This is a genomic window from Chelativorans xinjiangensis (genome assembly GCF_009812055.1).
GTDB classification, from domain to species: domain Bacteria; phylum Pseudomonadota; class Alphaproteobacteria; order Rhizobiales; family Rhizobiaceae; genus Chelativorans; species Chelativorans xinjiangense.
Genome location: NZ_WQNH01000052.1, coordinates 1 through 26,541 on the forward strand (window position 1 = coordinate 1; position 26,541 = coordinate 26,541).

The following is a 26,541-nucleotide window of genomic DNA, read 5'->3' on the forward strand; positions in this document are numbered from 1 at the left end:
GGCATCGTGTCCTCCATCGAATCTTTGCAAATCCGACGGAATCACAACCTACTGATATCACTCCATTCTTTTCAGGTCAGGCTCTAAGATGGTCGAGTATCAGGGAGATATTTATATCTGTAATATACATAAAACATTCTCTCAATGAGATAGTATTAAAATTATTTACGGTATACCTTCGAGATTAGTAAATAAAAATTAGAATATATTTTTATATACCATGTAATATTCAATAATAATTCATTTGCGGATCGCCCCTCTCAAGGGCGGCCCGGGCACTCATCGCCGGGGCCCGGAAAGGCGCGGCGCTGGTGGTCTGAGCCAAGCAGATGGTACCCGTCCGTTTGGAAAAGTCAGCTTACAAGCTATTGATCTGGTGGGGCGATTTGTCCTGACAGATGGATACCATCCGTCTGGATCGCACCACTAGTCGTCTTCCGCTTGTCCGCGCATGCGCCCGAAGAATTCCTTGAGCAGCGCTGCCGCCTCCCGCTCACCCATCCCCTCGTAGACCTCCGGCGCGTGATGGCAGGTGGGCTGCGTAAAGAAGCGGCCGCCATGCACCACGCCGCCGCCTTTCTCGTCGCCTGCGGCGAAGTAGAGCCGGCGGATGCGGGCGAACGAGATGGCGCCGGCGCACATGGCGCACGGCTCCAGCGTCACATAGAGGTCCGCCCCGACGAGGCGCTCGGAGCCTTCCGCCCGGCAGGCCTCGCGGATGGCCAGCATTTCAGCATGCGCGGTGGGATCGGCGCGCTCCCGCGTGCGGTTCCCCGCCCGTGCGAGCACCTTGCCGCCGCGCGCCACCACCGCGCCCACGGGCACCTCGCCGCGCGCCGCGGCCGCCCGCGCCTCTTCAAGCGCGACGTCCATGAAAGCCGGATAGTTGTTCGTCCGCTGCCGGTTCAATCTTTTCGCTCGCAAGCGCGTGGGCGAATTGATACCTAGCGATCCTGAAGGACGAAGGCCACCATGAAGAACATGAAGACATCCAAAACCGGCGCCAAACCGGCAGGCGGAGCCCGGAAGGAACAGGTCCGGGAGCCTGCGGGCGCCGGCGAGCGCATCGCCAAGCGCCTGGCGCGCGCGGGCATCGCCTCGCGCCGCGACGCCGAGGCGATGATCGCGGCGGGAAGGGTGAAGGTCAACGGCCGGCTGCTCGACACGCCGGCCTTCAACGTGCGGCCTTCCGACCGTATCGAGGTCGACGGCGCGCCCATCCCCGAGGTCGAGCGCACGCGGCTTTTCCTGCTGCACAAACCCGCCGGCCTCGTCACCACCAGCCGCGACCCGGAGGGGCGCAAGACGGTTTTCGACATCCTGCCGAAGGGCTTGCCGCGGCTGATCACCGTCGGACGCCTCGACATCAACACCGAGGGGCTTTTGCTTCTGACGAACGACGGTGGCCTTGCCCGCGTTCTCGAACTGCCCTCCACAGGCTGGCTGCGCCGCTACCGCGTGCGCGTGCACGGCCACGTCGATCCGCTGGCGCTGGCGGAGCTGGAGAACGGCACCGCCGTCGACGGCGTCTTCTACGGCGCCATCGAGGCCACACTTGACCGCAAGCAGGGCTCCAATGCCTGGCTGACACTCGGCCTGCGCGAGGGCAAGAACCGCGAGGTAAAGAACGTCCTCGGCGCGCTGGGGCTCGACGTCACGCGCCTGATCCGCGTCTCCTATGGCCCCTTCCAGCTTGGCGCCCTGCCGGAGGGCGCGGTGCAGGAGATCAAGGGCCGCACGCTACGCGACCAGCTTGGCGAGCGGCTGATCGAGGAAGCCGGCGCCAATTTCGATGCGCCGATCGTCCGGCCCTTCGCCAACAAGCCGGCGCTTGCGGAAAAGCCGGCTGCTGCCGAGACGCCACGTCGGCCCACTGATCGCCCGCGCGACAAGGCCGAGCGCCCGCGCGACAAGGCCGACCGCCCGCGCGACAAGGAGGAGGGACGCCGGGCGCCGGTGAACCGCAAGAAGAGCCGCGAAGACAAGCGCGAGGAGATGCGCGGGCGGCTGCAGACGAAGCCGCCGTCGCGTGCCCACAAAAGCGATCCCCAGAAGCGGTCCGGCAAGGATGATCGCAAGGCAGGTCCCGGCAAGGCAGGCCCTGACAGGGAAGCTCGCCCGATCGAGCGGCGTTCACGAGCCTCCAACGTGTGGATGGCGCCAGGCGCGCGGCCAATGGGTCCGAAGAGGGCCGAAGAGGCCGCCGAGCGCAAGGAGGAGGCGAAGAAGCCCGGCCGCGGCGCGGATCGCAAGCGGCCTTCCGACAAGCGCCCGCCGACACGCGGCAAGAGGCGGTAGAGCGGCGGTGCGTGTCGTCGGGGGAAGACTGCGCGGAAGACGGCTTGCCTCGCCGCGTTCCAACATGATCCGCCCAACCACCGACCGCGCCCGCGAGGCGCTCTTCAACATCCTGGAGCACGCCTATCCCAGCAGCCTCGACGGCGCACGGGTGCTCGATCTCTTCTCCGGCAGCGGAGCGCTCGGTATCGAGGCGCTGTCGCGCGGCGCCGCCTACTGCCTTTTCGTCGAGCAGGATGCAGCAGCCCGTGCCCTGGTGCGCGAGAACGTGGAAAGTCTCGGTCTTGCCGGTTCAACGCGCATCTTCCGCCGCGACGCCGCGCATCTCGGCCCCGTCGGCACCATGCAGCCTTTCCGCCTCGTCTTCGCCGACCCGCCCTATGGCAAGGGCCTCGGAGAGAAAGCAGTCGCCTCGGCGCTCGAAGGCGGCTGGCTTGCCGCCGATGCCTTGATCGTGGTCGAGGAAGCGGCGGCCACACCGTTCCAGCCGCCGGCGGGCATCCTCGTCCATGAGCGGCGTACCTACACCTCCACGTCGCTCGCCCTTTGCGGCCTGATCTGAGTTTCGCCTTTTTCTCACGCCATCGGTGTGATTGCCCGGCGATTATCGGGAGCGGTTAAGGGTTTGATTTATGAGATATTATAAGATTGCCGCCTGCATGGCGGCGTTACGCGTCGCGGCGGCCGTGCCATTCGTTGTCATATGGCTGATGTTCGCCCCGGCGGCATCGGCCGAAGCCGCCGCAACGGGAACCACCGAGGCGGAGACCTTTGTGCTGGACAACGGCATGCAGGTGGTCGTCATCCCGCAGAGGCGCGTTCCGGTGGTCGTGCAGATGGTCTGGTACAAGGTGGGATCGGCCGACGAGCCGCCCGGCCAGTCAGGCATTGCCCATCTCTTCGAGCACCTCATGTTCAAGGCCACCAGCAACCATGAGGCCGGCGAGCTGGACGAGGCTGTCACCGCATCGGGAGGAAACCACAACGCGTTCACCTCCTACGACTACACCGTTTATTTCCAACAGGTCCCGACGGGCGCGCTGGGCGAGATGATGGCCTTCGAGGCCGACCGCATGCGCAACCTGATCCTGAGCGACGAGGCCCTCAAAACGGAACGGCAGGTCGTTCTGGAGGAGCGCCTGGGCAGTGTCGAGAACCGGCCCGAGGGCCTGCTGTCCGAATCGGTCCATGCGACGCTGTTCCAGAACCACCCCTATGGAAGGGACATCATCGGCTGGCGGCACGAGATCGATGCGATAACACGTCAACAACTCGTCGACTTCTACAATCGGTATTACACGCCCAACAATGCGATCCTTGTCGTGGTGGGCGACGTCGATGCGCAGGGCGTGCGGCGGCTGGCCGGGGAAACCTACGGCAAAATCCCACGCGGCCCCGAACTGCCGCCACGCGTCCGCACCATGGAGCCGGAGCCGGCGACGCTGCGCAGCGTCAAGATCAGCGATCCGCGCGTTAGCCTGCCCAGCTTCTCGCGCGTCTGGCTCCTGCCGGCATATTTCTCCAAGGACCGCAAGGCGCTGGATGCCTTGGGGGTGCTAAGCACTGTCCTCGGCGGCGACAAGCGGAGCAGGCTCTATCGCGAACTGGTCGTCAACAAGCGTATCGCCTCAGGCGTGTCCGCCCATCTCGATACCAGCATGCGCGATTATTCCCTTCTCAAGGTCGACGCTACTCCGCTGACGGCGGACAAGCTTGACGAGGTCGAGCGTGCGGTCACGGTCGAGATGGAGAAGATCGCCGCCGATGGCGTCTCCGAGGATGAACTGCGTACGGCCAAGAAAGTGCTGGCGAGCAGACTGATCTTCGCCAATCAGAGCCAGATATCCCGCGCCTTCGAATACGGCCAGACGCTGGCGATCGGTGGCACCGTCGACGATGTTGCCAGGGCACGCGAGCGCATCGAAGCGGTCACGGCAGACGAGATCCGCGATGCGGCGAAGAAGTATTTCGACCCCCGGCGAAGCGTTGCCGGCTACCTCCTGCCCGAGGAAGGGGACAAGAAATGAGAAAGCTGGTTGCGATGACCCATTCATTTGTTTTCCGGCAGGCCGTCACCTGCTTTGCCATGGCGGGTGCGGCGTTCTTTTTCGCCGCCCTGCCTGCTCGCGCCGATCTCGACATCGTGGAGGTAACCTCGCCGAAAGGCATCAAGGCCTGGCTGGTCGAGGATCAGGCGGACCCGATGGTTTCTATCACCTTCGCCTTCTCCGGCGGTCGCCTTCAGGACCCCAAGGGCAAGGAAGGCTTGTCATACCTGATGGCCTCCATGCTCACCGAGGGGGCGGGAGATCTGGATGCCGACGCATTCCAGCAGCAGTTCTACGAGACGGGCGCTCAACTGTCCTTCGGAGTCGGAACGGGAGAATTCTCTGGCAGCATCGACATGCTCGCCGATGACACGGAAAAGCCACTGGAGCTTCTCTCCCTGGCATTGTCGTCGCCCCGTTTCGACGAAAAACCCCTGGAGAGGGTGCGAGCGGTAGCCGTCTCGGGCATCGAGCAGACAAGCAAGGATCCGGACCAGCGTGGCGGAGAGGCCTTGAGCGCCGCTCTCTATGGCAACCATCCGCTCGGCCGGCCGGTCACTGTCGAAACGGTGGACTCTATCGAGCGCGGGGATCTTGTCGACCTGCACAGAAAGACCCTTGCCCGCTCTGATCTCACCATCGGTGTCGCAGGGGCCATCGACCCGCATACGCTGGGCGAGGTTCTGGACACGGTCTTCGGCAAACTGCCTTCCGCGGACGAAGTCGCGGAAATCCAACCGCCGGCTGTGAAGTACGGTGGCAAGGTGTTCGAGCGCGCCGCTCAACCCCAGTCTTCGATCGTCATGGTCTTTCCCGGTGTTCCGAGGAAAAGCGAAGACTATTATCCGGCCTCGCTCGCTGCGTATATTCTCGGCGGAGGCATGGCCGGACGGCTCTCCCAGGAACTGCGCGAGAAATCCGGCCTGACCTACGGTGCCTACGCCAGTCTCGAGCCGAATCGCGGTTGGGGCAATCTGTCGGCCGCCGCCACGACAAGGGCGGAGCGCGCGAAAGAGTCATTGCAGATGGCGCGGCAGATCATCAGCCGTTTCGCAGAGGACGGGCCCACGCGGGAGGAACTCGAACGGGCGAAGAAGTACACCATCGGCTCCTTTGCCGTCGACAACCTGGCCACCACCAGCTCGATCGCGGCCACGCTTGTCGGACTGCAGCAGGACGATCTGGGGATGGACTACCCTGACCGCATGAAGGAGCTCTTCGGCGCCGTCACACTCGAAGAGGTGAAGGAAATCTCCAGGCGCCTGCTCGCCGTTGAGCCGACGGTCCTGGTCGTCGGGCCGGACAAAGGCTGAATACTGGAGACCCGCCCATAAACGTGGTACCCGCAGCCATGAGGCAACACCGGCAGGTCGTGTCCAATGGCTAATCGCACCGATGCGGCCGCTGGCCTGGCGCGCAAGAAGCGTCGGACCGGCGGCACCACTTTCGCCATCGCCTTCGGCGGCGGCGGGGCGCGTGGGCTTGCCCATATCCACGCCATCGAGGCACTCGATGAACTGGGCATCAGGCCGACGGCGATCTCCGGCTCCTCCATCGGCGCCATCATCGGCGCCGGCATGGCCGCCGGCATGACGGGCAAGGATATCCACGCCTATGTCGCCGCGGTGCTTGCCACCCGCGCCGAAGTGGTCGCCCGCGTCTGGCGCGCCCGTCCGGCGAGCCTTTCGGAGATGGTCGAGGGCGGCCTGCGGCTCGGCCAGTTCAATGCCGAGCGCATCTTGAAGGCGTTTCTCCCGCCGCAGATTCCCTCGACCTTCGAGAGGCTCGAGATACCGCTCTATGTGACGGCGACCGACTATTACGGCCACCGCCTCGCCGTCTTCGACAGCGGCGACCTGCTCTCTGCGCTCGCCGCTTCGGCTGCCCTTCCCGCCGTCTTCCGCCCGGTCCAGCGCGACGGCATGACACTGATCGACGGCGGCATCTACAATCCGGTTCCTTTCGATTTGCTGGAGGATCTCGCCGACGTGGTGATCGCCGTCGATGTGGTCGGCGCGCCGACGGTCCGCTCTGCAAAGACGCCGAGCACCATGGAGATGATGTTCGGCGCCACCCAACTCATGATGCAGTCGATCATCGCCATGAAGATGCAGAAGAAACGCCCGGACATCCTCTTGCGTCCGGCCGTCGAGCGCTTCCGCGTGCTCGACTTCCTGAAGGTCGGCGCCATCATGGCGGAGACCGCCTCCATCAAGGAGGAGTTGAAGCGCGCGGTGGAGGCGGTGTTGAAGAGAGAGAATAGTGAGTAGTTAGTAGTGAGTAGTTGAAGAAAATCTGTATATAGCGCTTAATTCTTTACCGCCACTATTCACTATTCACTATTCACTACTCGCTATTCACCGCCTGATCCAGCCGCTGTGCCTCCCGCGAAGGCTTGATCAGCGGTTCCGGCGTTACCGGCCGCACGTGCATCCGGTCGAGGCCCGCCATGACACCCTCGACGGCCTGTATCGCCAGACGCTCCTCGTCGCGCTTGCGCACGTCGTCGGTGATCGCCCTGGCCGTGTCTTCGGCCGTGCCCAGAGCCTCCAGCGACTTCTGCCCGAACAGAAGGGCGGATTCGAAGGTCTCGCGGATTTCATAATCGATGTCGCGCGCCCTGAGCGACAGCGTGTGTGTCCGGTCGTAGGAGCGCACATAGAGCTTCACATGCGGGAATTCCGAACGGATCATGTCGACGATGGCGTCCGTCACCGCGGGTGCGTTGGTGCACACGGCCACCACCTTGGCGCGGCGGATGCCGGCTGCCTCCAGCACCTCCTTGCGCCGGCCGTCGCCGAAATAGATGCGGAAGCCGAATTTCTCCACCGCGCGCACGCGAGTGGCCGAGTGATCGATGATGGTAACGTCCCTGCCGCCGGCCAGCAGGATCTGCGAAGCGATCTGGCCGAAACGGGAAAAGCCGATCATCAGCACGTCCGCGCCCGCCCCGTCGAAGCTTTCGTCCATCTCGTCCGGCGCTTCACGGTCGAGCAGCAACGCACCGAGCGCAACGGAGACTGGTGTCATTGCCATGGAAAGCGTGACCACCGCCGTCAAAAGCGACGCGGTGGCGGGCGAAAAGATCAGCGCCGCCGAAGCCGCGGTGAACAGCACGAAGCCGAACTCGCCGCCCTGCGGCAGAAGGGTGGCGATGCGCATGGCGTTGTTGTGACTGTCACCGAAGACTCGGCACAGGCTGTAGACGAGCACTGCCTTGGCAAGCATCAACGCCGGCACGGCAAGAAGCACGAGATACCAGTTGTCGATTACCACACCGAGGTCGAGCGAAAGCCCGATAGCCATGAAGAACAGGCCGAGGAGGATGCCACGGAAGGGCTCGATATCGGCTTCCAGCTCGTGCCGGTAGGAGGAATCGGCCAGAAGAACGCCGGCGATGAAGGCGCCGAGCGCCATGGAGAGCCCGGCGATCTGCATGAGCGTCGCCGATCCCAGAACGACGAGGAGGGCGGCGGCCAGCATCGCCTCGCGCGCCCCCGTGCTGGCGATGAGGCGGAAGAGCGGGTTGATCAGATAGCGCCCGGCGATCACCAGGGCGGCGATGCTTGCCAGCGCCAGCAGGAACCCGCTGCCGCTGATGGCGTCCGCTCCCTCACCGCCAGGTGAAAGCAGCGGCACGAGCGCCAGCAACGGCGCGATGGCCATGTCCTGGAACAGGAGGATCGAGAAGGCGGTCTGGCCGTATCGCTGGTTGAGCGTGCCCTGCGTTTCCATCGTCTGCACAGCAAAGGCGGTGGAGGAAAGGGCAAGGCCGAAGCCGACGATCACTGCCGCGGCGAGGGAAAGGCCAAGCGCGGCCGCGGCGATCAGCGCCAGCACCGGCCCTGTCACCAGCACCTGCGCCAGGCCCAGCCCGAAGATGTCGCGCCGCATGGCCCACAGCCGCGGCGGATTGAGCTCCAGCCCGATGATGAACAAGAGGAAGACGACGCCGAGCTCCGCCACGTGTAAGAGCTCCTCGCCATCGACGATCAGCCGTGCCACCGGGCCAATCGCCACGCCGGCGGCCAGATAGCCCAGAATTGTGCCAAGCCCGATGCGTTTGAACAGTGGGGCGGCGATCACCGCGCCGGCCAAAAGCAGCAGCGGTTCGTAATAGATGCCGTCGACGGATGCTTCCATCCCTTCCTCTTGCTCGTATCTCTCCCGGCTTGCGCGGCAAGCGCGGCCATTGCGTTGTCGCGTCCGCGACCATAAATGGTTGCGACAGCCGTGTCTTGCCGACTTTCTTCCGTAGCAACGGGAGGAACGGCTTCTCCAACGAACCGACGACGGGCCCCTTATGAGCACAGCATCCGACAAAACCCTTCTCGATCGCGTCGCCGCCCTGGTCGATGCTGCCAAGCGCGCCGGCGCCGACGCGGCCGATGCCGTCGTTGTGCGCTCCCGCTCGAGCGGCGTCTCCGTGCGTCTCGGCAAGGTGGAGGGCACCGAAGCGGCCGAAAGCGATGATATGTCGCTGCGCGTCTTCGTCGGCCGCCGTGTGGCCAGCGTCTCGGCCACCGCCGCCTCAGATCCCGCGGTTCTTGCCGAGCGCGCCGTTGCCATGGCGAGGGTCTCGCCCGAAGACCCTTATCAGGGACTGGCCGACCCGGAGCGGCTTGCCCGCGAGATCGCCGACCTCGATCTGATCGACGATACGGAAGTCTCCGCCGAGCGCCTGAAGGAGGATGCGCTGGCCGCGGAAGAAGCCGCCCTTGCCGTTCCCGGCGTCACCAACTCCTCCGGTGCCGGGGCGAGCGCCGGCTCGGGCGGGCTGGTGCTTGCAACCTCGCACGGCTTCGTCGGGCAATATTCGGCAACGCGCTTCTCACGCTCAGTCAGCGTGATTGCCGGCGAGGGCACGGCCATGGAACGCGACTACGACTATTCTTCGCGGCTTCATTTCGCCGACCTCGACACGCCCGAGAAGATCGGCCGCACCGCGGGCGAGCGCGCGGTGAAAAGGCTGAACGCCCGAAAGATCAAGACCGGCGTCTTCCCGGTGGTCTATGACCCGCGCGTGGCGCGCGGCATGGCCGGCCACATCGCCGCCGCCATCAACGGTGCCTCGGTGGCGCGCAAGACCAGCTTCCTGCGCGATATGATGGGAAAGCAGGTTGCCTCGGCCGGCATCACCGTAACCGACAACCCGCAGGTGAAGCGCGGCCAGTCCTCGCGCCCCTTCGATGGCGAGGGCGTGGCGGGCGAGCCGCTGGTGCCGGTGGAAGAAGGCGTCCTGAAGACTTGGCTTCTATCCACCTCCGTCGCCCGCGAACTCGGGCTTGAGACCAACGGGCGCGGTGTGCGCGCCGCCTCTTCGGTCAATCCCGCCTCCACCAATTTCGCCATCGAGCCGGGCGGGACGCCGCCGGAGGATCTGATCGGGTCCGTGAAGGGCGGCTTCTACGTCACGGAACTGTTCGGCCACGGCGTCGATCTCGTCACCGGCGAATACAGCCGGGGTGCGGCCGGCTTCTGGATCGACAACGGCGCCATCGCTTACCCTGTCTCCGAGATCACCATCGCCTCCAATCTCAAGGACATGTTCATGCGCATGGTGCCGGCAAGCGACATCGACCGCAACTTCGGCACCGCGGCCCCCACCCTGCTCATCGACGGGATGACCATTGCCGGTGAGTGAGGATATCGGCCATAGCCTTCAGGAAGAACTGTCGCTGATCGCGCAGGCCGCCGACGAGGCGGGCCGCATCGCCATGCGTTACTTCCGCCGTGACCCGGATGTCTGGTGGAAGGAGGGTCAGTCGCCGGTGAGCGAGGCCGATCTGGAAGTCGATCGTTTCCTGCGCCGCACCCTGACCGAGGCGCGGCCAGCCTATGGCTGGCTCTCGGAAGAGACCGTGGATGACGAGGAGCGCCTCGGCGCCAGGCGAACCTTCGTCGTCGATCCCATCGACGGAACGCGTGCCTTCCTCGGTGGCCGCGACATCTGGTGCGTGAGCATAGCCGTGGTCGAGGACGGCCGAGCGATCGCCGGCGTTCTCGACTGCCCGGCGCGCGGCGAGCGCTTCACCGCCACACGTGGCGCCGGCGCGTGGCGCAACGGCCAGCCCATTACCGTCAGGCAGGCGCAGCCGGAACTCGTATTGGCAGGCCCGAAGGCGATGATGAAAGACCTGCCGCCGGACGTCCATGCCCGCGTCGCGCCGCATCCTTACGTGCCCTCGCTCGCCTACCGCGTCGCCATGGTGGCCGAAGGCAGGCTCGACGCCACCTTCATCAAGCCGTCCTCCCACGACTGGGATTTGGCGGCCGCCGACGTGATCCTCGGCGAGGCCGGCGGCAGCATCGTCGACGGCGCCCGCCGGCGGCCGCGCTATGCCGGGCCAAACCCGCGCCTTGGGGCGCTCGCCGCCGGCAGCGGCCTGCTTCTCGACGTGATGGCCGGTGCACTCCTGGTATGACCCCCAATGGATGGTACCCACCTGCAAGGATCGCATCACTAGCCGACATTCGGGCGTGACCGGCGGCCTGGCCTGCGCTATGCGGGGTTGCCTGCCGGTGCGAATGGATTCAAAAAGACCTGGATCGATTTGCGGCTGCAGGGTTTTCACGGGTTCGGCGTTTTGCCAGGCGCCGCCACAAAATTTTCCAGAACGGATACGATGAGTGCCATGGCGGAGAAAGACGGAAAAAAGCAGCTTCTTCATCTTGTCTTCGGCGGTGAGTTGGAGTCCTTGTCGGGTGCCCAGTTCCGCGATCTCGACGAACTGGATATCGTCGGCATCTACGGGGACTACAAATCGGCTGAGGCGGCGTGGCGGGCGAAGGCCCAGGAAACTGTGGATAATGCCCATATGCGCTATTTCATCGTCCACCTGCATCGCCTCCTCGATCCGGACGCTGCCAAAGCGGACCGTGGTTGAGGCGATGGACGACGAGGCAATGGCGCCTTCGCTTGAGGTTAAACCGGGGCGGCGCGGCAATGTGCGACCGGCGAAGACGCTTTGGCGGCGCATCCGCAAGCCGCTGACCCGCTCGCGCTTCCTCAAGCACGCCATCGCATCGTTCATGGCCATGGCGGTCCGTTTCGTCGCGCGCACGAACCGGCGTGTCGAGGGCTCGCACGACGTGGAGAAGGCTATCGACGCGTATTCGCCGGCCATCGCCGCCCTGTGGCATGGCCAGCACCTGCTGGCTCCCGCCATCAGCGTGCGCCAGCATCGCCTGGTGGCGCTGTTCTCGCGCAGCGCCGACGCGGAGCTCAATGCGCTTGTGGCAGAAAAGCTGGGCTTGGACGTTGTGCGCGGCTCTGGCGGGCGCGGCGGCGCGCACCATGCCAGGAAAGGGGGAGCGGCTGCCCTGATCCAACTCAAGCGCACGATTGACGCCGGCTGCAATGTGGCCATGATCGCGGATATCCCACACGGCACGCCGCGCCAGGCGGGGATGGGGATCATCACGCTCGCCCGCCTTTCTGGAAGGCCGATCGTGCCGGTGGCGATTGCCACCAGCCGCCGCAAGGTACTGGAGGGCACGTGGGACAAGACGACGATCAATCTTCCCTTCGGTCGACGCGCCATCGTCTTCGGCAAGCCGATCTTTGTCTCTGCGGACGCGGGTGACGGCGAGATGGAGAAGAAGCGCCGCCAGGTGACGGAAGCGCTCAACCACGCCACCCGCGACGCCTATTCTCTCGTTGATGGCAAGTAATGAGCGAACGCTGGGCGCGCGCCATCCTCACAACCTACCGCTGGGCCGGTGCCGCGGCCTATCCGCTCGTCGGCGGCTATATCGCCTGGCGCGTCAGCAAGGGTAAGGAGGACCGGACCCGCCGGCATGAGCGCTACGGCCGGCCGAGCCAGAAGCGGCCTCCCGGCCCGCTGGTCTGGGTGCATGCGGCCAGCGTCGGCGAAACGGTGGCCGTTGTCGGTCTCATCGAGCATTTCCTGGCGAGCGGCATCAATATCGTGCTGACGACGGGCACCGTGACATCGGCCAGCGTGGCGGCCGAGCGGTTGGGCGACCGGGTCATCCATCAATATGTGCCGCTCGACCTGAAGCCCGCCGTCAGCCGCTTTCTCAATCACTGGTCGCCCGATCTTGCCATCATGGCAGAATCGGAAATCTGGCCGATCACCATTCTCGAGCTCGGCGCCCGCCGCGTGCCTCAGGTGCTGGTGAACGGGCGCATGTCCGACCGCTCCTTCGAAAGGTGGCGCAAGCGTCCCTTCCTGTCGGAGGCGCTGTTGGAGAACATTGCCCATGTCATCGCCCAATCGGAGGTCGATGGGGAGCGCTTCCGCAAGCTGGGCGCCAGGCCCGTCACCGTCTCCGGCAACCTGAAGGTGGACACCGCGTTGCCGCCCGCCGATAGCAAGGCGCTGGCCCGGCTGAAGGCCGCCATCGGCACCCGCAAGGTCTGGGCCGCCGTCTCCACCCACGAGGGCGAGGAGAAGATTGCCGCAGAAGTTCACCGGATGCTGCGCAGACGCCACCCGGATATTCTGACCGTCATCGTGCCGCGCCATCCCGACCGCGCGGCCGCGCTCAAGGCCTCGTTTGCCGCCGACGGCCTCAACGTCGTCTGCCGCAGCGGCGGCGAGCCGATAGGCCCGCGAACGGATATATTCCTCGGCGACACGATCGGCGAGATGGGGCTTTACCTGCAGCTGACGGAGATCGCCTTTGTCGGACGCTCGCTCACGGGGGAGGGCGGGCAGAACCCGCTCGAGCCCGCCATGCTGGGTACGGCGGTGCTTTCCGGCCTGAACGTGCAGAATTTCCGCGACGCCTACCGCCGGCTGATCGACTGTGGCGGCGCCCGGCTGGTGCGCGACAAGCAGATGCTGGCTGGCGCCGTGAACTTCCTCATCAACAACGACGACATGCGCCGTTCCATGATCGCCGCCGGCCAAACGGCGGTCGAGGAGATGTCGGGAGCCCTGTCGCGTACGCTGATCGCGCTTGAGCCCTTCATCCACCCTCTCATCGTCAAGAGCCGCTTGCAAAGCGGCAACGGCAGGGCGGCCTGAAGATGGCCGCGCCCGGCGAAGCACCGCCCTTCTGGTGGGAACCGCCCGACTGGCGCGCCTGGGCCTTGTGGCCGCTCTCAGCGCTCTACGGCGCCGTCGCCGGCGCCCGTATGGCCAATGCCCCGCGCGAGAAAGTGCCGGCCGCCGTCTTGTGCGTGGGCAACCTCACCGTCGGCGGCCAGGGTAAGACGCCGGTCGCCATCGCGCTCGCCAAGCAGGCCAAGCGCCAGGGGTTGAAACCCGGCTTCCTGTCGCGCGGTCACGGCGGCAGCCTGTCGCAGCCGCATTTCGTGGACGCGAAGGCCGATGCCGCCCGCCTGGTGGGCGACGAGCCGCTGCTTCTGGCCCGCCACGCGCCAACCGTGGTCACGCCCGATCGCGCGGCCGGCGCCCGCCATCTCATCGAGGAGGGGTGCGATTTCATCGTCATGGACGACGGCTTCCAGAGCGCGCGCATCCACATGGATTACGCGCTCATCGTCGTCGACGCCGGGCGCGGCATCGGCAACGGCCACGTCATCCCCGGCGGGCCGTTGCGCGCGCCCGTGATCGGCCAGATGCGCCACGCCGACGGCATTGCCGTCATGGGCGAGGGCGGGGCGGCCGAAGGCGTCGTGCGTGCCGCGGCCCGCGCCGGCAAGCCGGTCTTCGCCGCCAGCCTGAAGCCGCGCGGCGGGCACGGGCTCGTGGGCGCACGCGTTCTCGCCTTTGCCGGCATCGGCAACCCGGACAAATTCTACGACACGCTGCAAAGGGCCGGCGCCGAGCTCGCCGCTACCCGCTCCTTTCCCGATCATTACCCTTTCGGAGAGGAGGAGGTTGCAGAATTGGCCGCCCAGGCGATGGCCGACGGCCTGCAGCTCGTCACCACGGAGAAGGATCTGGTGCGGCTCAACCACGGCACGAAGCCGGTCCAGGATTTCGCCGCCTCGGTACGCCCGCTGCCGGTCGAAGTCGTGTTCGAGGCTGCCGAGATGCCTGCCAGGATCATCCGCGACACGGTGAGCGCCTGGCGCGAGCGTATGGTGACGGGTTAGCGATCCGGTCCAGGCAGAAGCGCGCACGCCTCTCACCCCCGCCGCTTCAGCTCCGGGTTCATTTCCAGTTCCCGCACCAGCGAGGTCTCGGCGTTGAGATAGGCTTCCTGGCGCGCCACGCTCCAGTATTTCAGCTCTTCGAGCGGGATCGCCTCGCCGGTCACCGCGCAGCGCACGAAGGCGCCGGGCGTGAGCACCTGGAAGTCGCCGTCCAGATAGCGAATACGCGCTTCCCTGCCGCCGGGGCCTTCGAAACGGTTCATGACGCGACAAGCTTTTCCATGAGGGTCTTGCGCCACAAATTGGCGCCGAGGTCAAGCGGTGTGATAGCTTCGCACCACTTCGCAGCGACGTCTTGAGGAGGAGCGATGAGCACGGCCTATATAATCGCCACCGTGCCGGTCGAGGGCGGCGGCCGGATCGGCGTGTCTCCGCTGCCCGGCCGCGTCGGCGATCTGTTGGCGGATGTCGCGGCGATCGCCCGATGGAACCCGGAGATCGTGGTCTCCATGACCGAGGAGGAGGAAATGGAGAGGTGCGGCGCCGGCGATCTGGGATCGGTCCTTGCGGATGCCTCCATAGACTGGTTCCACCTCCCCATCAGCGACTATGGCGGTCCTGCGGGCGCTGCCGAGGAAGCCTGGCCGGCACTTTCCGCCCGCCTGCACGGCGTTCTCGACGAGGGTGGCGGCGTGCTCCTCCACTGCCATGGCGGGCGTGGCCGCTCCGGGATGATCGCGCTCCGCCTCCTTGTCGAGCGCGGCGAGCCCATGGAGGAGGCGCTCGCCCGCCTGCGCGCAGCGCGGCCCGGCGCGGTGGAAGCGCCTGCCCAGTTCGCCTGGGCCGCGCGGGGAGCGATCGAAGGCTGACGTCTCACCGCCGCCCGAACAGCCGCTCGATATCGGCAAGCTTCAATTCGATATAGGTCGGCCGTCCATGATTGCAGGTGCCGGACCCGGGGGTGGCCTCCATCTGCCTCAGAAGCGCATTCATCTCCTCCGGCTTGAGCCGCCGCCCGGAGCGCACCGAGCCGTGGCAGGCCATGGTGGCGGCGATGCGGTCGATGCGTTCCTTCAGCGCCTCGGCGGTGTCGTTCTCGGCGATCTCGTCGGCCAGGTCGCGCACCAGTGCGGCTGCATTGATCTCGCCCAGCATAGACGGCGTCTCGCGCACGGCCACCGCTCCCGGCCCGAAGCGCTCCAGCCCGAGGCCCAGCCGGGCGAGGAAGCCGGCGTGCGCGGAAAGCCGCTCCGCATCATCCTCGGTCAGGTCGACGATTTCCGGCATCAGGAGCATCTGCGAGGGCAGGGGGCGCGCGTGGATCGCTTCTTTCAGCGCCTCGTAGACCAGCCGCTCATGTGCGGCGTGCTGGTCGACGATGACCAGCGAATCCTCCGTCTGCGCAACGATGTAGTTCTCGTGCACCTGCGCGCGCGCCGCCCCGAGGGGATGCCGGGCAAATTGTGCCGGCGCCTCGTCCGTCGCCGCCCGCGCATCGGCGCTGACGCCCGCGCCCACATCGAAGACGGCTTGCTCGGCTTCGCCGAAACCTTGCGGCGATCGTGCCGCCGTTGCGCGTTCGAGCGGCCGGCTAGGCGAGGTCGCGGCGCTCCAGCCGCCTGTATAATGGCTGCCGGAATACCGCGCCCCGTTCCCGGATGCCTGCGGCGTGCGAAACGCCTCGAGCATGGCTGCCGCCCCGCTGGTCGAGGCGCGCATGCCGGCTCCCTCCAGCGCCTGCCGGATGGCACCGACGATCAACCCGCGCACCAGCCCCGGATCGCGGAAGCGCACGTCTGCCTTCGCCGGATGCACGTTGACGTCGACCAGCGCCGGATCGAGCGAGAGGAAAAGCGCGGTCACCGCATGTCGGTCGCGCGGCAGAACGTCCATATAGGCGCCGCGTATGGCGCCGGCGATCAGCTTGTCGCGCACCGGCCGCCCGTTGACGTAAGCGAACTGATGAAGCGCGTTGCCACGGGTAAAGGAAGGGATCGAGGCATAGCCGGTCAGGCCGACGCGCTCGCGCTCCGCATCGATCGCCAGCGCGTTCTCCGAAAACGCCTTGCCTAGCACCTGCCCGATGCGCCGCAAGAGCCCGTCGCCGTCGGCGGGCACGGCGGCCAACTCCAGCGTCGTCCGGTCGCTGCCCGAAAGCGTGAAGCGCACGGTGGGGAAGGCAAGCGCCACGCGCTTGATCACATCCGTGATCGCCGCCGTCTCCGCCCGCTCGCTCTTCATGAATTTGAGCCGCGCCGGCGTGGCGAAAAAGAGATCTCCCACCTCCACCGTCGTGCCGGGATTGGCGGCCACCGGCTTCACAGGCCCCACGCGCCCGCCATCCACCGTCACCTCCGCCCCGGCGTCTGCGTCGGCCGTGCGCGAGCGCAGGCTGAGGCGGGCCACCGAGCCGATGGAAGGCAGCGCCTCGCCGCGGAAGCCGAGCGAGCGGATGTCGTGGATATCGTCGGAAAGCTTCGAGGTGCAGTGGCGCGAGACCGCCAGCGGCAGTTCGTCGGCGGGAATGCCGCCGCCGTCGTCGATGACGCGGATAAGGCTAAGGCCCCCGCCGGCCGTCGCCACCTCGACGCGCTTCGCCCCCGCGTCCAACGCGTTTTCAACCAGCTCCTTCACCACGCTCGCCGGCCGCTCGATCACCTCGCCGGCGGCAATCTGGTTGATGACGGTCTCGGAGAGGGGGCGTATGGGCATGCAGGTCTTATAGCGGGATTCGGGGAGGGCGTGGAAGGTGGGCAGTGGAGATGCACTGAATGGAATTACGGAAGGGGCGCCGGTCCTCCCGTATCGCCGGACCCCGTTACCCCCGTCCCCGATAGGGCGCCACCCCCGTCTCCGGCAGCCAGGCGCCTTCGGGCGGCGTGCCGGTTTGCCAGAACACGTCGATGGGAATGCCGCCGCGCGGATACCAGTAGCCGCCGATCCGCAGCCACAGGGGCTTCGCCGCGTCCACGAAGCGCCGCCCGATCATCACCGTGCATTCCTCGTGGAAGGCGCCGTGGTTGCGGAACGACGTCAGGAACAGTTTCAGTGACTTCGATTCGACCAGAAGCCTGTCCGGTGCGTAGTCGATGACGATGTGCGCGAAGTCCGGCTGGCCCGTCACCGGGCAGAGCGAGGTGAATTCCGGGCAGGTGAAGCGCACGATCGCCGGCGGCCCGTCGCCCTTCTCGAAGGGCACGGTCTCCAGAACGGCCGCCTCGGGCGAGGCAGGCGTTTCCGCCTTTCCGCCCAGTTGCGTTAGCCTATGTGTATCGGTCACGGGGTGGTCCTCTTTCGGCAGTTGGATGGCGGCTTATAAGGCCCTGGCCCATCCGGGGAAACGTGTCGGCAACTATATACGGCAACGGGGCTTTTGTGGCCGCGTCCGATGGACCATTTGACCGCGGCGGCGGGAAAGGCCAAAAGTCCGGCAACGACAGACGTCAGGAAAACGATGACCATGCAAGAAAGCTCCGCCACCTCCCCCTTCACATGGGATGATCCCTTCCTCCTGGATGACCAGCTCTCCGACGAGGAGCGGATGATCCGCGATGCAGCGGCCGCGTTCGCCGCCGACAAGCTCGCCCCCCGTATCGAGCACGCCTACATGAACGAGGATACGGACCCGGAGATATTCCGCGAGATGGGCGAAGCCGGCCTTCTGGGCATCACCATCCCCGACGAATATGGCGGCGCCGGCGCCGGCTACGTCTCCTACGGCCTCGTCGCCCGCGAGGTGGAGCGCGTGGATTCTGGCTACCGCTCCATGATGAGCGTGCAGTCCTCCCTCGTCATGTACCCGATCCATGCCTACGGCTCCGAGGAGCAGCGGCAAAAATACCTGCCGAAGCTCGCCTCGGGCGAATTCATCGGCTGCTTCGGCCTCACCGAGCCGGACGCCGGTTCCGACCCCGGCGGCATGAAGACGCGGGCGGAGAAGATCGACGGCGGCTACCGGCTCGTGGGCTCCAAGATGTGGATCTCCAATTCCCCCATAGCCGACGTCTTCGTCGTCTGGGCCAAATCCGCCGCCCACGACAACCAGATCCGCGGTTTCGTTCTGGAGAAGGGCATGAAGGGGCTCTCGGCGCCGAAGATCGGCGGCAAGCTCTCCTTGCGCGCCTCCATCACCGGCGAAATCGTCATGGACGGCGTCGAGGTCCCCGAAGACGCGCTGCTTCCGGGCGTCTCCGGCCTCAAGGGCCCCTTCCGCTGCCTGAACCGCGCCCGCTACGGCATCTCGTGGGGCGCCATGGGAGCGGCCGAGGACTGCTGGCACCGCGCTCGCCGCTACGGGCTGGAGCGCACCCAGTTCGGCAAGCCGCTCGCGCAGACCCAGCTCTTCCAGAAGAAGCTCGCCGACATGCAGACGGAGATTGCCCTCGGGCTTCAGGCGTCCTTGCGCGTCGGCCGCCTCTTCGACGAAGGCAGGATGGCGCCGGAGATGATCTCCCTCGTCAAGCGCAACAATTGCGGCAAGGCGCTGGAGATAGCGCGGACGGCCCGCGACATGCACGGCGGCAACGGCATCCAGATCGAATATGCCGTGATGCGGCACGCGCAGAACCTGGAGACGGTGAACACCTACGAGGGCACGCACGACGTGCACGCGCTGATCCTCGGAAGGGCGCAGACCGGGCTGCAGGCGTTTTTCTGAGAGGGGCCTCGCGCCGCTTATATGACGAGGTGAAGAATGACCGTTTCCTTCCTGAAGCACCTCTCCGCTGAACTCGCAGGCCTGAAAGACGCCGGCCTCTACAAGTGCGAGCGCGTCATCACCTCCATGCAGTCCGCTGAGATCGAGAGCGGGGGGCGCAAGGTCCTCAACTTTTGCGCCAACAACTATCTCGGCCTCGCCGACAACGTCGAACTGCGCGAGACCGCCAAGGCCGCCCTCGACCGCTACGGCTACGGCATGGCCTCCGTGCGCTTCATCTGCGGCACGCAGGAAGAGCACAAGCAGCTCGAGGCGAAGATCTCCGCCTTCCTGGGGATGGAGGATACGATCCTCTATTCTTCCTGCTTCGACGCAAACACCGGCCTCTTCGAGACCTTGCTCGGCCCCGAGGACGCGATCATCTCCGATGCCCTCAACCACGCTTCCATCATCGACGGCGTGCGGCTTTGCAAGGCGCGGCGCTACCGCTACGCCAACAATGATATGGCCGAGTTGGAAGCGCGGCTGAAGGAGGCTTCCGATGCCCGTTTCCGGCTGATTGCCACGGACGGCGTCTTTTCCATGGACGGCATCATCGCCAATCTCCCCGCCATCTGCGACCTCGCGGAAAAATACGAGGCCATGGTGATGGTTGACGACAGCCATGCCGTCGGCTTCGTAGGCAGCCATGGCCGCGGCACGCCGGAAGCCTGCGGCGTCGAGGGCCGGGTGGATATCCTCACCGGCACGCTCGGCAAGGCGCTGGGCGGCGCCTCCGGCGGCTACACGAGCGGCAAAAGGGAGGTCGTGGAGTGGCTGCGCCAACGCTCGCGTCCCTATCTCTTCTCCAACACGCTCGCTCCGGTCATCGCCGCCACCTCGCTCAAGGTCTTCGATCTGGTGGAGAACGGCGGTGCCCTGCGCCGTAGGCTCTACGACAACGCGGAACGCTTCCGCGAGAAGATGACGAAGCTCGGCTTCACCCTCGCCGGCAGCGGCCATCCGATCATCCCCGTGATGGTTGGCGATGCCACGCTGGCCTCGAAGATGGCCGACCGTCTTCTCGGCCACGGCATCTACGTCATCGGCTTCTCCTTCCCCGTCGTGCCCAAGGGCGAGGCGCGGATAAGGACACAAATGTCGGCGGCGCATTCGCCGGAGGATATCGACCGGGCGGTGGAGGCATTTGGGATCGCGGGGCGGGAATTGGGTCTCATTGCATAGGCAGGCGCGAAGGATCGCGGCATCCAACAGGCGGAAGGCAAGCCCATGTCCAACATGATGAAAGCCCTGGTGAAGGCCAAGCCCGAGGAGGGCTTGTGGATGGAGCGCGTGCCGCTGCCGGAGATCGGCCCCAACGACGTGCTCATCAAGGTCAGAAAAACCGCCATCTGCGGCACCGACGTGCACATCTGGAATTGGGACGAGTGGGCGCAAAAGACCGTCCCTGTGCCGCTGGTGACCGGCCACGAGTTCGTCGGCGAGGTGGTCGACGTGGGCGCGGCCGTCAGCGAATACCGCGTCGGCCAGCGCGTCTCCGGCGAGGGTCACATCGTCTGCGGCCACTGCCGCAACTGCCGCGCCGGCCGCGGGCACCTGTGCCGCAATACGCTCGGCGTCGGCGTGCAGCGCCCGGGCGCCTTCGCCGAATATCTCTCCCTGCCGCAGCACAACGTCGTGACAATCCCCGACGACGTGCCCGACGAAATCGCCGCCATCTTCGATCCCCTGGGCAACGCCGTCCACACAGCGCTCTCCTTCGACCTAGTGGGCGAGGATGTGCTGGTCACCGGCGCCGGCCCCATCGGCATCATGGGTGCGCTCGTGGCCCAGTGCGTCGGCGCCCGCAAGGTGGTCATCACCGACATCAATCCGGGCCGCCTGGCACTCGCCAGAAAACTCGGCGTCCAGCATACGGTGAACGCGAAAGAGGAGACGCTCGCCCATGTGATGCAGCGTCTCGGCATGACCGAGGGCTTCGACGTGGGGCTCGAAATGTCGGGCGCGGCCCCCGCCTTCCGCGACATGATCGACGCCATGAACAACGGCGGCAAGATCGCCATCCTCGGCATCGCGCCCACCGGTTTCGAGATCGACTGGAACAAGGTCATCTTCAAGATGCTGCACTTGAAGGGCATCTACGGCCGCGAGATGTTCGAGACCTGGTACAAGATGATCGCCCTGGTGCAGGGCCCGCTCGACGTCTCCGGCCTCATCACGCACCGCATCGCCGCGGACGACTTCCGCGAGGGTTTCGACGCCATGCGCAGCGGCGAGGCGGGGAAGGTGGTGATGGATTGGTGAGGCGGGAGAGCCAGCGTTCGCCATTCCGGCCGCGTCGGGCAATCAACCGGTCCAACCGATAGGGGAGGGAACTTCCATAGCGCCAGGGCGTCTTCTTTCATGCCCCGGTGCTCCAATTGATAGTTACATTTTCGATTGTTACGCTTGCAACTATCCAGGCAAATCCGCGAGCTCGATGGAGGATGTCATGACCTTCCGCTACATGCCCGGCTTCGGCAACGACTTCGAGACCGAGAGCCTGCCCGGCGCCCTGCCGCAGGGGCAGAACTCGCCGCAGCGACCGGCCTACGGTCTCTACGCGGAGCAGCTTTCAGGCTCCCCCTTCACCGCCCCGCGCGGCGCCAACGAGCGTTCCTGGCTCTACCGCATCCGCCCCAGCGTCCGCCACGCGGCCCGCTTCCGGCCGACTGCTTGCGAGCGCTGGAAGACCGCGCCCAACCTCCACGACCACGAGCTGCCCATCGGCCAGTTGCGCTGGGATCCGATGCCGATGCCGAACGAGGAGACCGACTTCATCGCCGGTGTCCGCACCATGACGACTGCCGGCGACGTCACCACCCAGGTGGGCATGGCCGCGCACGTCTATATCGCCAACACATCCATGGTGGACGACTATTTCTTCGATGCCGATGGCGAGCTTCTTCTCGTGCCGCAGGAAGGCCGGATCCGCGTGATGACGGAGATGGGCGTCATGGAGGCCGCGCCCGGCGAGATCGCCGTCGTGCCGCGCGGCATGATCTTCAAGGTCGAGCTGATGGACGGCCCGGTGCGCGGCTATATCTGCGAGAACTACGGCGCCAAGTTCACGCTACCCGGCCGCGGCCCCATCGGCGCCAACTGCCTTGCCAACCCGCGCGACTTCAAGACGCCGGTCGCCTGGTACGAGGACAAGGAGGCCGACTGCCGCCTGACGGTGAAATGGTGCGGCCGCTTCTACCGCACGGAGATCGATCACTCGCCCCTCGATGTGGTGGCCTGGCACGGCAACTATGCGCCCTACAAATACGACCTTTCCACCTATTCGCCCGTCGGCGCCATCCTGTTCGACCACCCCGACCCGTCGATCTTCACCGTGATGACCTCTCCCAGCGGCGAGGAGGGCACGGCCAATGTCGACTTCATCATCTTCCCGCCGCGCTGGCAGGTGGCCGAGCACACCTTCCGCCCGCCTTGGTACCACCGCAACGTGATGAGCGAGTTCATGGGCCTCATCAGGGGGCGCTACGACGCCAAGGAAGAGGGCTTCGTGCCGGGCGGCATGAGTCTGCACAACATGATGCTGCCGCACGGGCCGGACGCCGAAGGTTACGAGAAGGCCACGAAGGCGGAGTTGAAGCCGGTGAAGCTCGGCGACACCATGGCCTTCATGTTCGAGACCCGTTTTCCCCAGCACCTCACCCGCTTCGCGGCGGAGACCGAGACGCTGCAGGACGACTACATCGATTGCTGGAAGGGGCTGAAAAAGCGCTTCAACGGCACGCCGGAGGGGGATTGGAGCGATTAGGGGGCGCATATTTGGCGATGGCCGGCGCGCCTTCGCGCCCCCTCTGTCCTGCCGGGCGTCTTCCCCACGAGGGGGAAGATTGGCTGGCCGCTTGCTACGGCACTTGTTCTGCAACATTGTCGATTGGCGAAGTCATCGATAACGGCCAATCTCCCCCTCGTGGGGGAGATGTCCGGCAGGACAGAGGGGCGCGCGACAGGGCGCTAACCTTAACCGGCGAAATCTCGGGAGGATCGGCCTTTGAAACTTGCAACCCTCAAGAACGGCACACGCGACGGCCGGCTCGTCGTCGTCTCGCGCGACCTCACCCGCTTTACCGACGCCTCCCCCGTGGCGCCCACCCTGCAGACGGCCCTCGACGACTGGAAGCGTCTATCGCCGCACCTGGAGGCCCTTGCCGAGAGCCTGGAGCACGGCGCCGTTCCCGCCGAGCGCTTCCACGAGCATGAAACCATGGCGCCCCTGCCGCGCGCCTATCAATGGGCCGACGGCTCCGCTTATGTGAACCATGTCGAACTGGTGCGCAGGGCCCGCGGCGCCGAGATGCCGCAGAGCTTCTGGACGGATCCGCTGATCTATCAGGGCGGCTCCGACGCCTTCCTCGGCCCGCGCGATCCCATTCCGCTCGCCGATGAGGCGTGGGGCCTCGACTTCGAAGGCGAGGTCGCCATCGTCGTCGACGATGTGCCGATGTGCGCGAGCCTCGAGGAGGCGGGCGAGGCGATCCGGCTTCTCATGCTGGTCAACGACGTCTCGCTGCGCGGCCTTATCCCCGCCGAGCTCGCCAAGGGTTTCGGCTTCTTCCAGTCCAAGCCGTCGTCCGCCTTCTCCCCCGTCGCCGTCACGCCGGACGAACTGGGCGCGGCCTGGGACGGCGGCAAGCTGCACCTGCCGCTTTGCGTCGATTACAACGGAAAACCCTTCGGCCGCGCCGATACCGGCATCGACATGACCTTCGACTTCCCGACCCTCATCGCCCACGCCGCCAAAACCCGGCCGCTCACCGCCGGCACCGTCGTCGGCTCCGGCACGGTTTCGAACAGGCTGGACGGCGCCCCGGGCAAACCGATTGCCGAAGGCGGCTCCGGCTATTCCTGCATCGCCGAAATGCGTATGATCGAGGCCTTGGAGGGCGGCAAGCCGAAGACGCCGTTCATGCATGTCGGAGACACGGTGCGCATCGAGATGAAGGATGGCGAGGGCCACTCCATCTTCGGCGCCATCGAGCAGACGGTCGAGAAATACGAGAGGTGAGGACCTACCGATGTCGCTCGTCGATCACTTCCGCCGCATGGCCGCCAACAACCGCTGGTCCAACGACCGGCTCTATCGCAATGTTCTTGCTCTCGCACCCGGCGAGTTCGAGGCCGAGCGCGTCAGCTTCTTTCCCTCGATCGCCGAGACGCTGAACCACATCCTCGCCATCGACCGCTATTATCTCGATGCGCTGGAGGAGGGCGGCATCGGCCCCGCCGCCTTCCACGACTTCGTGCCGTTCACGGAGCCCACCGCGCTTGAAGCCGCCCAACGCGCCGAGGACGAACGGCTGATCGCGTTTTGTGCAGGTTTAAGCGAGAACGACATGCCCCGCCGTGTCGTCACCGACCGCGGCAGGGCAGGAAAATTCCCCGAGCGCATCGACGCGCTGCTTGCCCATCTCTTCGCGCACCAAGCCCACCATCGCGGCCAGGTTCACGCAATGCTCGCCGGCACCTCGGTCAAGCCGCCGCAGCTCGACGAGTTCTTCCTCGACTTCGACTTGCCCCTGCGCCGCGAGGAGGTGGAGAGGCTGGGGCTGGACTGATCGAGCGGCGCCTTACTCCGCCGCATCCATCTTCAAGACGCCGCGCTTGATCTGGTCTGCCTCGATCGATTCGAACAGCGCGCGGAAGTTCCCTTCCCCAAAACCTTCGTCGCCCTTCCTCTGGATGAACTCGAAGAAGATCGGCCCGATGACGGTCTTGGAGAATATCTGCAGCAGGATCTTCGTCATCCCGCCGTCCACAACGCCTTCGCCGTCGATCAGGATGCCGTGCCTCTTCATCCGTTCGATCGGCTCCTCATGGCCGTGCACCCGCTCGTATGACATCTCGTAATAGGTGTCCGGCGGGCCGGGCATGAATTTCAGCCCGTTCTCGGCCAGCCTGTCGGTGGCGTCGTAGATCGCCTCCGTGCCGACGGCGATGTGCTGGATGCCTTCACCGTTGTACCTCTTCAGATACTCGGCGATCTGGCTGGTGTCGTCCTTCGATTCGTTCAGCGGAATGCGGATCTTGCCGCAGGGCGAGGTGATGGCGCGGCTCACGAGCCCGGTGATCCGCCCATCGATGTCGAAATAGTGGATCTGCTTGAAGCCGAAGAGGTCGCGGTAAAAGTCCCACCACTTGTCCATGTTGCCGCGATAGACGTTGTGGGTGAGATGGTCGAGATAGTAGAAGCCCACGCCCTCCGGCCTCGGGTTGCGCTCGCCCAGCCACTCGAACTCGGCATCGTAGGCCGAGCCCTTCTCGCCATAGGTCTCGATGAAGTAGAGCAGCGAACCGCCGATGCCGACGATGGCCGGCATGTCGAGCGTCTTGTCGTCGCCTTCATAAGGCGTGGCGCCCTTCGACACCGCGTGCTCGAAGGCATGTTTCGCGTCCACCACCCGCCAGGCCATCGAGGGGGCGCAAGGGCCATGCTTGTCGACGAAGCGCATGGCATGGCTGCCGGACTCCGCGTTCACCAGATAGTTGATGTCGCCCTGGCGCCAGACGAAAACTCTCTTCGCCTTATGCCGGGCAACCTCCGTATAGCCCATCTTGACGAAAAGGTCGGAAAGCTTCTCCGGCTCCGGGTGAGCGAACTCGACGAATTCGAAGCCGTCCGTGCCGGCCGGATTCTCGGCACTGATCTCGGGTGGCGGCGCGTCGTGCGGAAACGGGCCCATTCTGTCCTCCTGTCGCTCGGATTTCTGCTAGCGCCATTCTATGCCGGAAGCCCCGCAAGCGGCTTGCATTAGCGGCTGCAAAATGCACCATCCGTGCATGAAGCATGCGGAAGGAGGAAGAAATGCATGAATAATGCGCAGGTTGACGACTACGACCGCAAGATACTGTCTCTGCTACAGGCCGACGGACGGCTCACCAACAACGATCTGTCGGAGCGCGTGAACCTATCCTCCTCGCAATGCTCGCGCCGCCGCCAGCGCCTGGAGGAGGAAGGCCTGATCAAGGGCTACCGCGCGCTGCTCGACCGCGAGCGCCTGGGCTTCCCCCTCGTCAACGTCATCACCGTCACGCTCGCCACCCACAACCCGGACAACGCCCGCCGCTTCGCCGAGCTCGTGGCGCGGCTGCCGGAGGTGCAGGAAGCTTACGCACTGACGGGCGAGATGGACTACATCCTCAAGGTGGTGACACCGGACTTGAAGAGCCTTTCGGAATTCGTCAGCGCCGTGCTTTTGCCGCACGAATCCGTGCAGCACGTGAAGACGGCTATCGTCCTGCAGACGCTGAAGGAGACGGGGGCGCTACCGCTGTAGCGCTTCCCTCCCGCAGGCGGTAGGGCTATCGCATTGGATGAGTTTTTGTTCGGCTTCGCCTGACCCCCACCCTCAATCCCTCCCCTCAAGGGCAGGGGAATCGCATATCAGTATTTTCTTTATTGCCAAGAAGGTTTGGATGGATTCTTGAGAGGCTTTCCGATTCGCGAGGAA

The 26,541-nt window shown here is 65.5% G+C and carries 25 protein-coding genes; 19 read left to right on the top strand and 6 right to left on the bottom strand.

What is annotated here, in order from left to right; all coding sequences use genetic code 11:
- Positions 1–426: 426 nt before the first annotated feature.
- Positions 427–873 carry a nucleoside deaminase gene (locus tag GM910_RS22985; protein WP_159592107.1) on the bottom strand — a complete coding sequence of 149 codons (447 nt, stop codon included), beginning with the start codon at positions 871–873 and terminating at the stop codon, positions 427–429.
- 99 nt (positions 874–972) lie between these two features.
- Here GM910_RS22985 and GM910_RS22990 point away from each other — a divergent pair, with 99 nt between their 5' ends.
- The 5 genes from GM910_RS22990 (at position 973) to GM910_RS23010 (ending at position 6,616) form a co-directional block, all read left to right on the top strand.
- Entirely contained in the window at positions 973–2,298 is a 1,326-nt protein-coding gene (locus GM910_RS22990) for a pseudouridine synthase (protein WP_159592041.1), read from the top strand.
- A 7-nt stretch (positions 2,299–2,305) separates the two neighbouring features.
- On the top strand, positions 2,306–2,860 hold the full coding sequence (gene rsmD, locus GM910_RS22995; RefSeq protein ID WP_159592044.1) for a 16S rRNA (guanine(966)-N(2))-methyltransferase RsmD: 555 nt from the start codon (positions 2,306–2,308) through the stop codon (positions 2,858–2,860).
- Positions 2,861–2,930: 70 nt separating this feature from the next.
- Positions 2,931–4,325 carry a M16 family metallopeptidase gene (locus GM910_RS23000; protein WP_159592047.1) on the top strand — a complete coding sequence of 465 codons (1,395 nt, stop codon included), beginning with the start codon at positions 2,931–2,933 and terminating at the stop codon, positions 4,323–4,325.
- A complete protein-coding gene (locus GM910_RS23005) occupies positions 4,322–5,659 on the top strand; it encodes a M16 family metallopeptidase (protein WP_159592050.1) in 1,338 nt (445 codons plus the stop codon). Before GM910_RS23000 ends, GM910_RS23005 begins: the two co-directional genes overlap by 4 nt.
- Before the next feature lie 66 nt (positions 5,660–5,725).
- Positions 5,726–6,616, top strand: coding sequence for a patatin-like phospholipase family protein (locus GM910_RS23010; RefSeq protein ID WP_159592053.1), 891 nt, complete (start codon positions 5,726–5,728; stop codon positions 6,614–6,616).
- A 76-nt stretch (positions 6,617–6,692) separates the two neighbouring features.
- On the opposite strand, the gene GM910_RS23015 is transcribed toward GM910_RS23010, so the two are convergent.
- On the bottom strand, positions 6,693–8,489 hold the full coding sequence (locus GM910_RS23015; protein WP_159592056.1) for a monovalent cation:proton antiporter-2 (CPA2) family protein: 1,797 nt from the start codon (positions 8,487–8,489) through the stop codon (positions 6,693–6,695).
- A gap of 160 nt (positions 8,490–8,649) precedes the next feature.
- Between GM910_RS23015 and GM910_RS23020 the strand changes: the two genes are divergently transcribed.
- The 6 genes from GM910_RS23020 to lpxK all read left to right on the top strand — a co-directional run bounded on the left by GM910_RS23020 (position 8,650) and on the right by lpxK (position 14,379).
- Positions 8,650–9,990 carry a TldD/PmbA family protein gene (locus tag GM910_RS23020; RefSeq protein ID WP_159592059.1) on the top strand — a complete coding sequence of 447 codons (1,341 nt, stop codon included), beginning with the start codon at positions 8,650–8,652 and terminating at the stop codon, positions 9,988–9,990.
- Positions 9,977–10,771 carry a 3'(2'),5'-bisphosphate nucleotidase CysQ gene (locus GM910_RS23025; protein WP_425482720.1) on the top strand — a complete coding sequence of 265 codons (795 nt, stop codon included), beginning with the start codon at positions 9,977–9,979 and terminating at the stop codon, positions 10,769–10,771. The genes GM910_RS23020 and GM910_RS23025 overlap by 14 nt, the downstream gene beginning before the upstream one ends.
- 210 nt (positions 10,772–10,981) lie before the next feature.
- The gene (locus tag GM910_RS23030) at positions 10,982–11,233 is read left to right on the top strand and encodes a DUF4170 domain-containing protein (RefSeq protein ID WP_159592062.1); all 252 of its coding nucleotides are present in this window, start codon (positions 10,982–10,984) and stop codon (positions 11,231–11,233) included.
- 4 nt (positions 11,234–11,237) lie between these two features.
- Entirely contained in the window at positions 11,238–12,020 is a 783-nt protein-coding gene (locus tag GM910_RS23035) for a lysophospholipid acyltransferase family protein (protein ID WP_159592065.1), read from the top strand.
- Positions 12,020–13,342 (top strand): lipid IV(A) 3-deoxy-D-manno-octulosonic acid transferase, encoded by a 1,323-nt coding sequence (gene waaA / locus GM910_RS23040; protein ID WP_159592068.1) that lies wholly within the window; start codon positions 12,020–12,022, stop codon positions 13,340–13,342. Before GM910_RS23035 ends, waaA begins: the two co-directional genes overlap by 1 nt.
- 2 nt (positions 13,343–13,344) lie before the next feature.
- Positions 13,345–14,379, top strand: coding sequence for a tetraacyldisaccharide 4'-kinase (lpxK, locus tag GM910_RS23045; protein WP_159592071.1), 1,035 nt, complete (start codon positions 13,345–13,347; stop codon positions 14,377–14,379).
- A 32-nt stretch (positions 14,380–14,411) separates the two neighbouring features.
- Here the strand turns inward: lpxK and GM910_RS23050 are convergent, their stop codons facing one another.
- Entirely contained in the window at positions 14,412–14,642 is a 231-nt protein-coding gene (locus GM910_RS23050) for a DUF2093 domain-containing protein (protein WP_159592074.1), read from the bottom strand.
- 105 nt (positions 14,643–14,747) lie between these two features.
- Between GM910_RS23050 and GM910_RS23055 the strand changes: the two genes are divergently transcribed.
- Positions 14,748–15,248, top strand: a complete 501-nt coding sequence (locus GM910_RS23055; protein ID WP_159592077.1) for a phosphatase domain-containing putative toxin — start codon at positions 14,748–14,750, stop codon at positions 15,246–15,248.
- A gap of 4 nt (positions 15,249–15,252) precedes the next feature.
- Here the strand turns inward: GM910_RS23055 and mutL are convergent, their stop codons facing one another.
- Together mutL and queF are read right to left on the bottom strand one after the other, a co-directional pair.
- Positions 15,253–17,091, bottom strand: coding sequence for a DNA mismatch repair endonuclease MutL (mutL, locus tag GM910_RS23060; protein WP_159592080.1), 1,839 nt, complete (start codon positions 17,089–17,091; stop codon positions 15,253–15,255).
- 106 nt (positions 17,092–17,197) lie between these two features.
- Positions 17,198–17,659, bottom strand: a complete 462-nt coding sequence (gene queF, locus GM910_RS23065) for a preQ(1) synthase (RefSeq protein ID WP_159592083.1) — start codon at positions 17,657–17,659, stop codon at positions 17,198–17,200.
- Positions 17,660–17,833: 174 nt separating this feature from the next.
- On the opposite strand from queF, the gene GM910_RS23070 reads away from it, so the two are divergent.
- From GM910_RS23070 to GM910_RS23095, 6 genes are all read left to right on the top strand, one after another.
- Positions 17,834–19,036, top strand: a complete 1,203-nt coding sequence (locus GM910_RS23070; RefSeq protein ID WP_246226288.1) for an acyl-CoA dehydrogenase — start codon at positions 17,834–17,836, stop codon at positions 19,034–19,036.
- A 36-nt stretch (positions 19,037–19,072) separates the two neighbouring features.
- Positions 19,073–20,260 carry a glycine C-acetyltransferase gene (locus tag GM910_RS23075; protein WP_159592086.1) on the top strand — a complete coding sequence of 396 codons (1,188 nt, stop codon included), beginning with the start codon at positions 19,073–19,075 and terminating at the stop codon, positions 20,258–20,260.
- A 45-nt stretch (positions 20,261–20,305) separates the two neighbouring features.
- Positions 20,306–21,340 carry an L-threonine 3-dehydrogenase gene (gene tdh, locus GM910_RS23080; protein ID WP_159592089.1) on the top strand — a complete coding sequence of 345 codons (1,035 nt, stop codon included), beginning with the start codon at positions 20,306–20,308 and terminating at the stop codon, positions 21,338–21,340.
- A 187-nt stretch (positions 21,341–21,527) separates the two neighbouring features.
- Positions 21,528–22,844, top strand: a complete 1,317-nt coding sequence (hmgA, locus tag GM910_RS23085) for a homogentisate 1,2-dioxygenase (RefSeq protein WP_159592092.1) — start codon at positions 21,528–21,530, stop codon at positions 22,842–22,844.
- A 240-nt stretch (positions 22,845–23,084) separates the two neighbouring features.
- Entirely contained in the window at positions 23,085–24,098 is a 1,014-nt protein-coding gene (locus GM910_RS23090) for a fumarylacetoacetate hydrolase family protein (RefSeq protein WP_159592095.1), read from the top strand.
- A 10-nt stretch (positions 24,099–24,108) separates the two neighbouring features.
- Positions 24,109–24,648, top strand: coding sequence for a DinB family protein (locus tag GM910_RS23095; protein WP_159592098.1), 540 nt, complete (start codon positions 24,109–24,111; stop codon positions 24,646–24,648).
- 12 nt (positions 24,649–24,660) lie between these two features.
- Here the strand turns inward: GM910_RS23095 and hppD are convergent, their stop codons facing one another.
- Positions 24,661–25,773: a 4-hydroxyphenylpyruvate dioxygenase gene (gene hppD, locus GM910_RS23100; RefSeq protein WP_159592101.1), complete on the bottom strand. Its 1,113-nt coding sequence runs from the start codon at positions 25,771–25,773 to the stop codon at positions 24,661–24,663.
- Positions 25,774–25,899: 126 nt separating this feature from the next.
- Here hppD and GM910_RS23105 point away from each other — a divergent pair, with 126 nt between their 5' ends.
- Entirely contained in the window at positions 25,900–26,367 is a 468-nt protein-coding gene (locus tag GM910_RS23105) for an Lrp/AsnC family transcriptional regulator (protein ID WP_159592104.1), read from the top strand.
- Positions 26,368–26,541: the final 174 nt, after the last annotated feature.

Bases quoted from the DNA above. Each gene is read 5' to 3' on its own strand.
- GM910_RS23020 (WP_159592059.1), top strand. From the start codon at position 8,650: ATGAGCACAGCATCCGACAAAACCCTTCTCGATCGCGTCGCCGCCCTG.
- GM910_RS23050 (WP_159592074.1), bottom strand. From the start codon at position 14,642: ATGAACCGTTTCGAAGGCCCCGGCGGCAGGGAAGCGCGTATTCGCTAT.
- GM910_RS23035 (WP_159592065.1), top strand. From the start codon at position 11,238: ATGGACGACGAGGCAATGGCGCCTTCGCTTGAGGTTAAACCGGGGCGG.
- hppD (WP_159592101.1), bottom strand. From the start codon at position 25,773: ATGGGCCCGTTTCCGCACGACGCGCCGCCACCCGAGATCAGTGCCGAG.
- waaA (WP_159592068.1), top strand. From the start codon at position 12,020: ATGAGCGAACGCTGGGCGCGCGCCATCCTCACAACCTACCGCTGGGCC.
- GM910_RS23075 (WP_159592086.1), top strand. From the start codon at position 19,073: ATGACCGTTTCCTTCCTGAAGCACCTCTCCGCTGAACTCGCAGGCCTG.
- hmgA (WP_159592092.1), top strand. From the start codon at position 21,528: ATGACCTTCCGCTACATGCCCGGCTTCGGCAACGACTTCGAGACCGAG.
- GM910_RS23105 (WP_159592104.1), top strand. From the start codon at position 25,900: ATGAATAATGCGCAGGTTGACGACTACGACCGCAAGATACTGTCTCTG.
- GM910_RS22985 (WP_159592107.1), bottom strand. From the start codon at position 873: ATGGACGTCGCGCTTGAAGAGGCGCGGGCGGCCGCGGCGCGCGGCGAG.
- GM910_RS23055 (WP_159592077.1), top strand. From the start codon at position 14,748: ATGAGCACGGCCTATATAATCGCCACCGTGCCGGTCGAGGGCGGCGGC.
- GM910_RS23000 (WP_159592047.1), top strand. From the start codon at position 2,931: ATGAGATATTATAAGATTGCCGCCTGCATGGCGGCGTTACGCGTCGCG.
- GM910_RS23015 (WP_159592056.1), bottom strand. From the start codon at position 8,489: ATGGAAGCATCCGTCGACGGCATCTATTACGAACCGCTGCTGCTTTTG.
- GM910_RS22990 (WP_159592041.1), top strand. From the start codon at position 973: ATGAAGAACATGAAGACATCCAAAACCGGCGCCAAACCGGCAGGCGGA.
- GM910_RS23005 (WP_159592050.1), top strand. From the start codon at position 4,322: ATGAGAAAGCTGGTTGCGATGACCCATTCATTTGTTTTCCGGCAGGCC.
- mutL (WP_159592080.1), bottom strand. From the start codon at position 17,091: ATGCCCATACGCCCCCTCTCCGAGACCGTCATCAACCAGATTGCCGCC.
- GM910_RS23030 (WP_159592062.1), top strand. From the start codon at position 10,982: ATGGCGGAGAAAGACGGAAAAAAGCAGCTTCTTCATCTTGTCTTCGGC.
- GM910_RS23095 (WP_159592098.1), top strand. From the start codon at position 24,109: ATGTCGCTCGTCGATCACTTCCGCCGCATGGCCGCCAACAACCGCTGG.
- lpxK (WP_159592071.1), top strand. From the start codon at position 13,345: ATGGCCGCGCCCGGCGAAGCACCGCCCTTCTGGTGGGAACCGCCCGAC.
- GM910_RS23010 (WP_159592053.1), top strand. From the start codon at position 5,726: ATGGCTAATCGCACCGATGCGGCCGCTGGCCTGGCGCGCAAGAAGCGT.
- GM910_RS23070 (WP_246226288.1), top strand. From the start codon at position 17,834: ATGACCATGCAAGAAAGCTCCGCCACCTCCCCCTTCACATGGGATGAT.
- tdh (WP_159592089.1), top strand. From the start codon at position 20,306: ATGTCCAACATGATGAAAGCCCTGGTGAAGGCCAAGCCCGAGGAGGGC.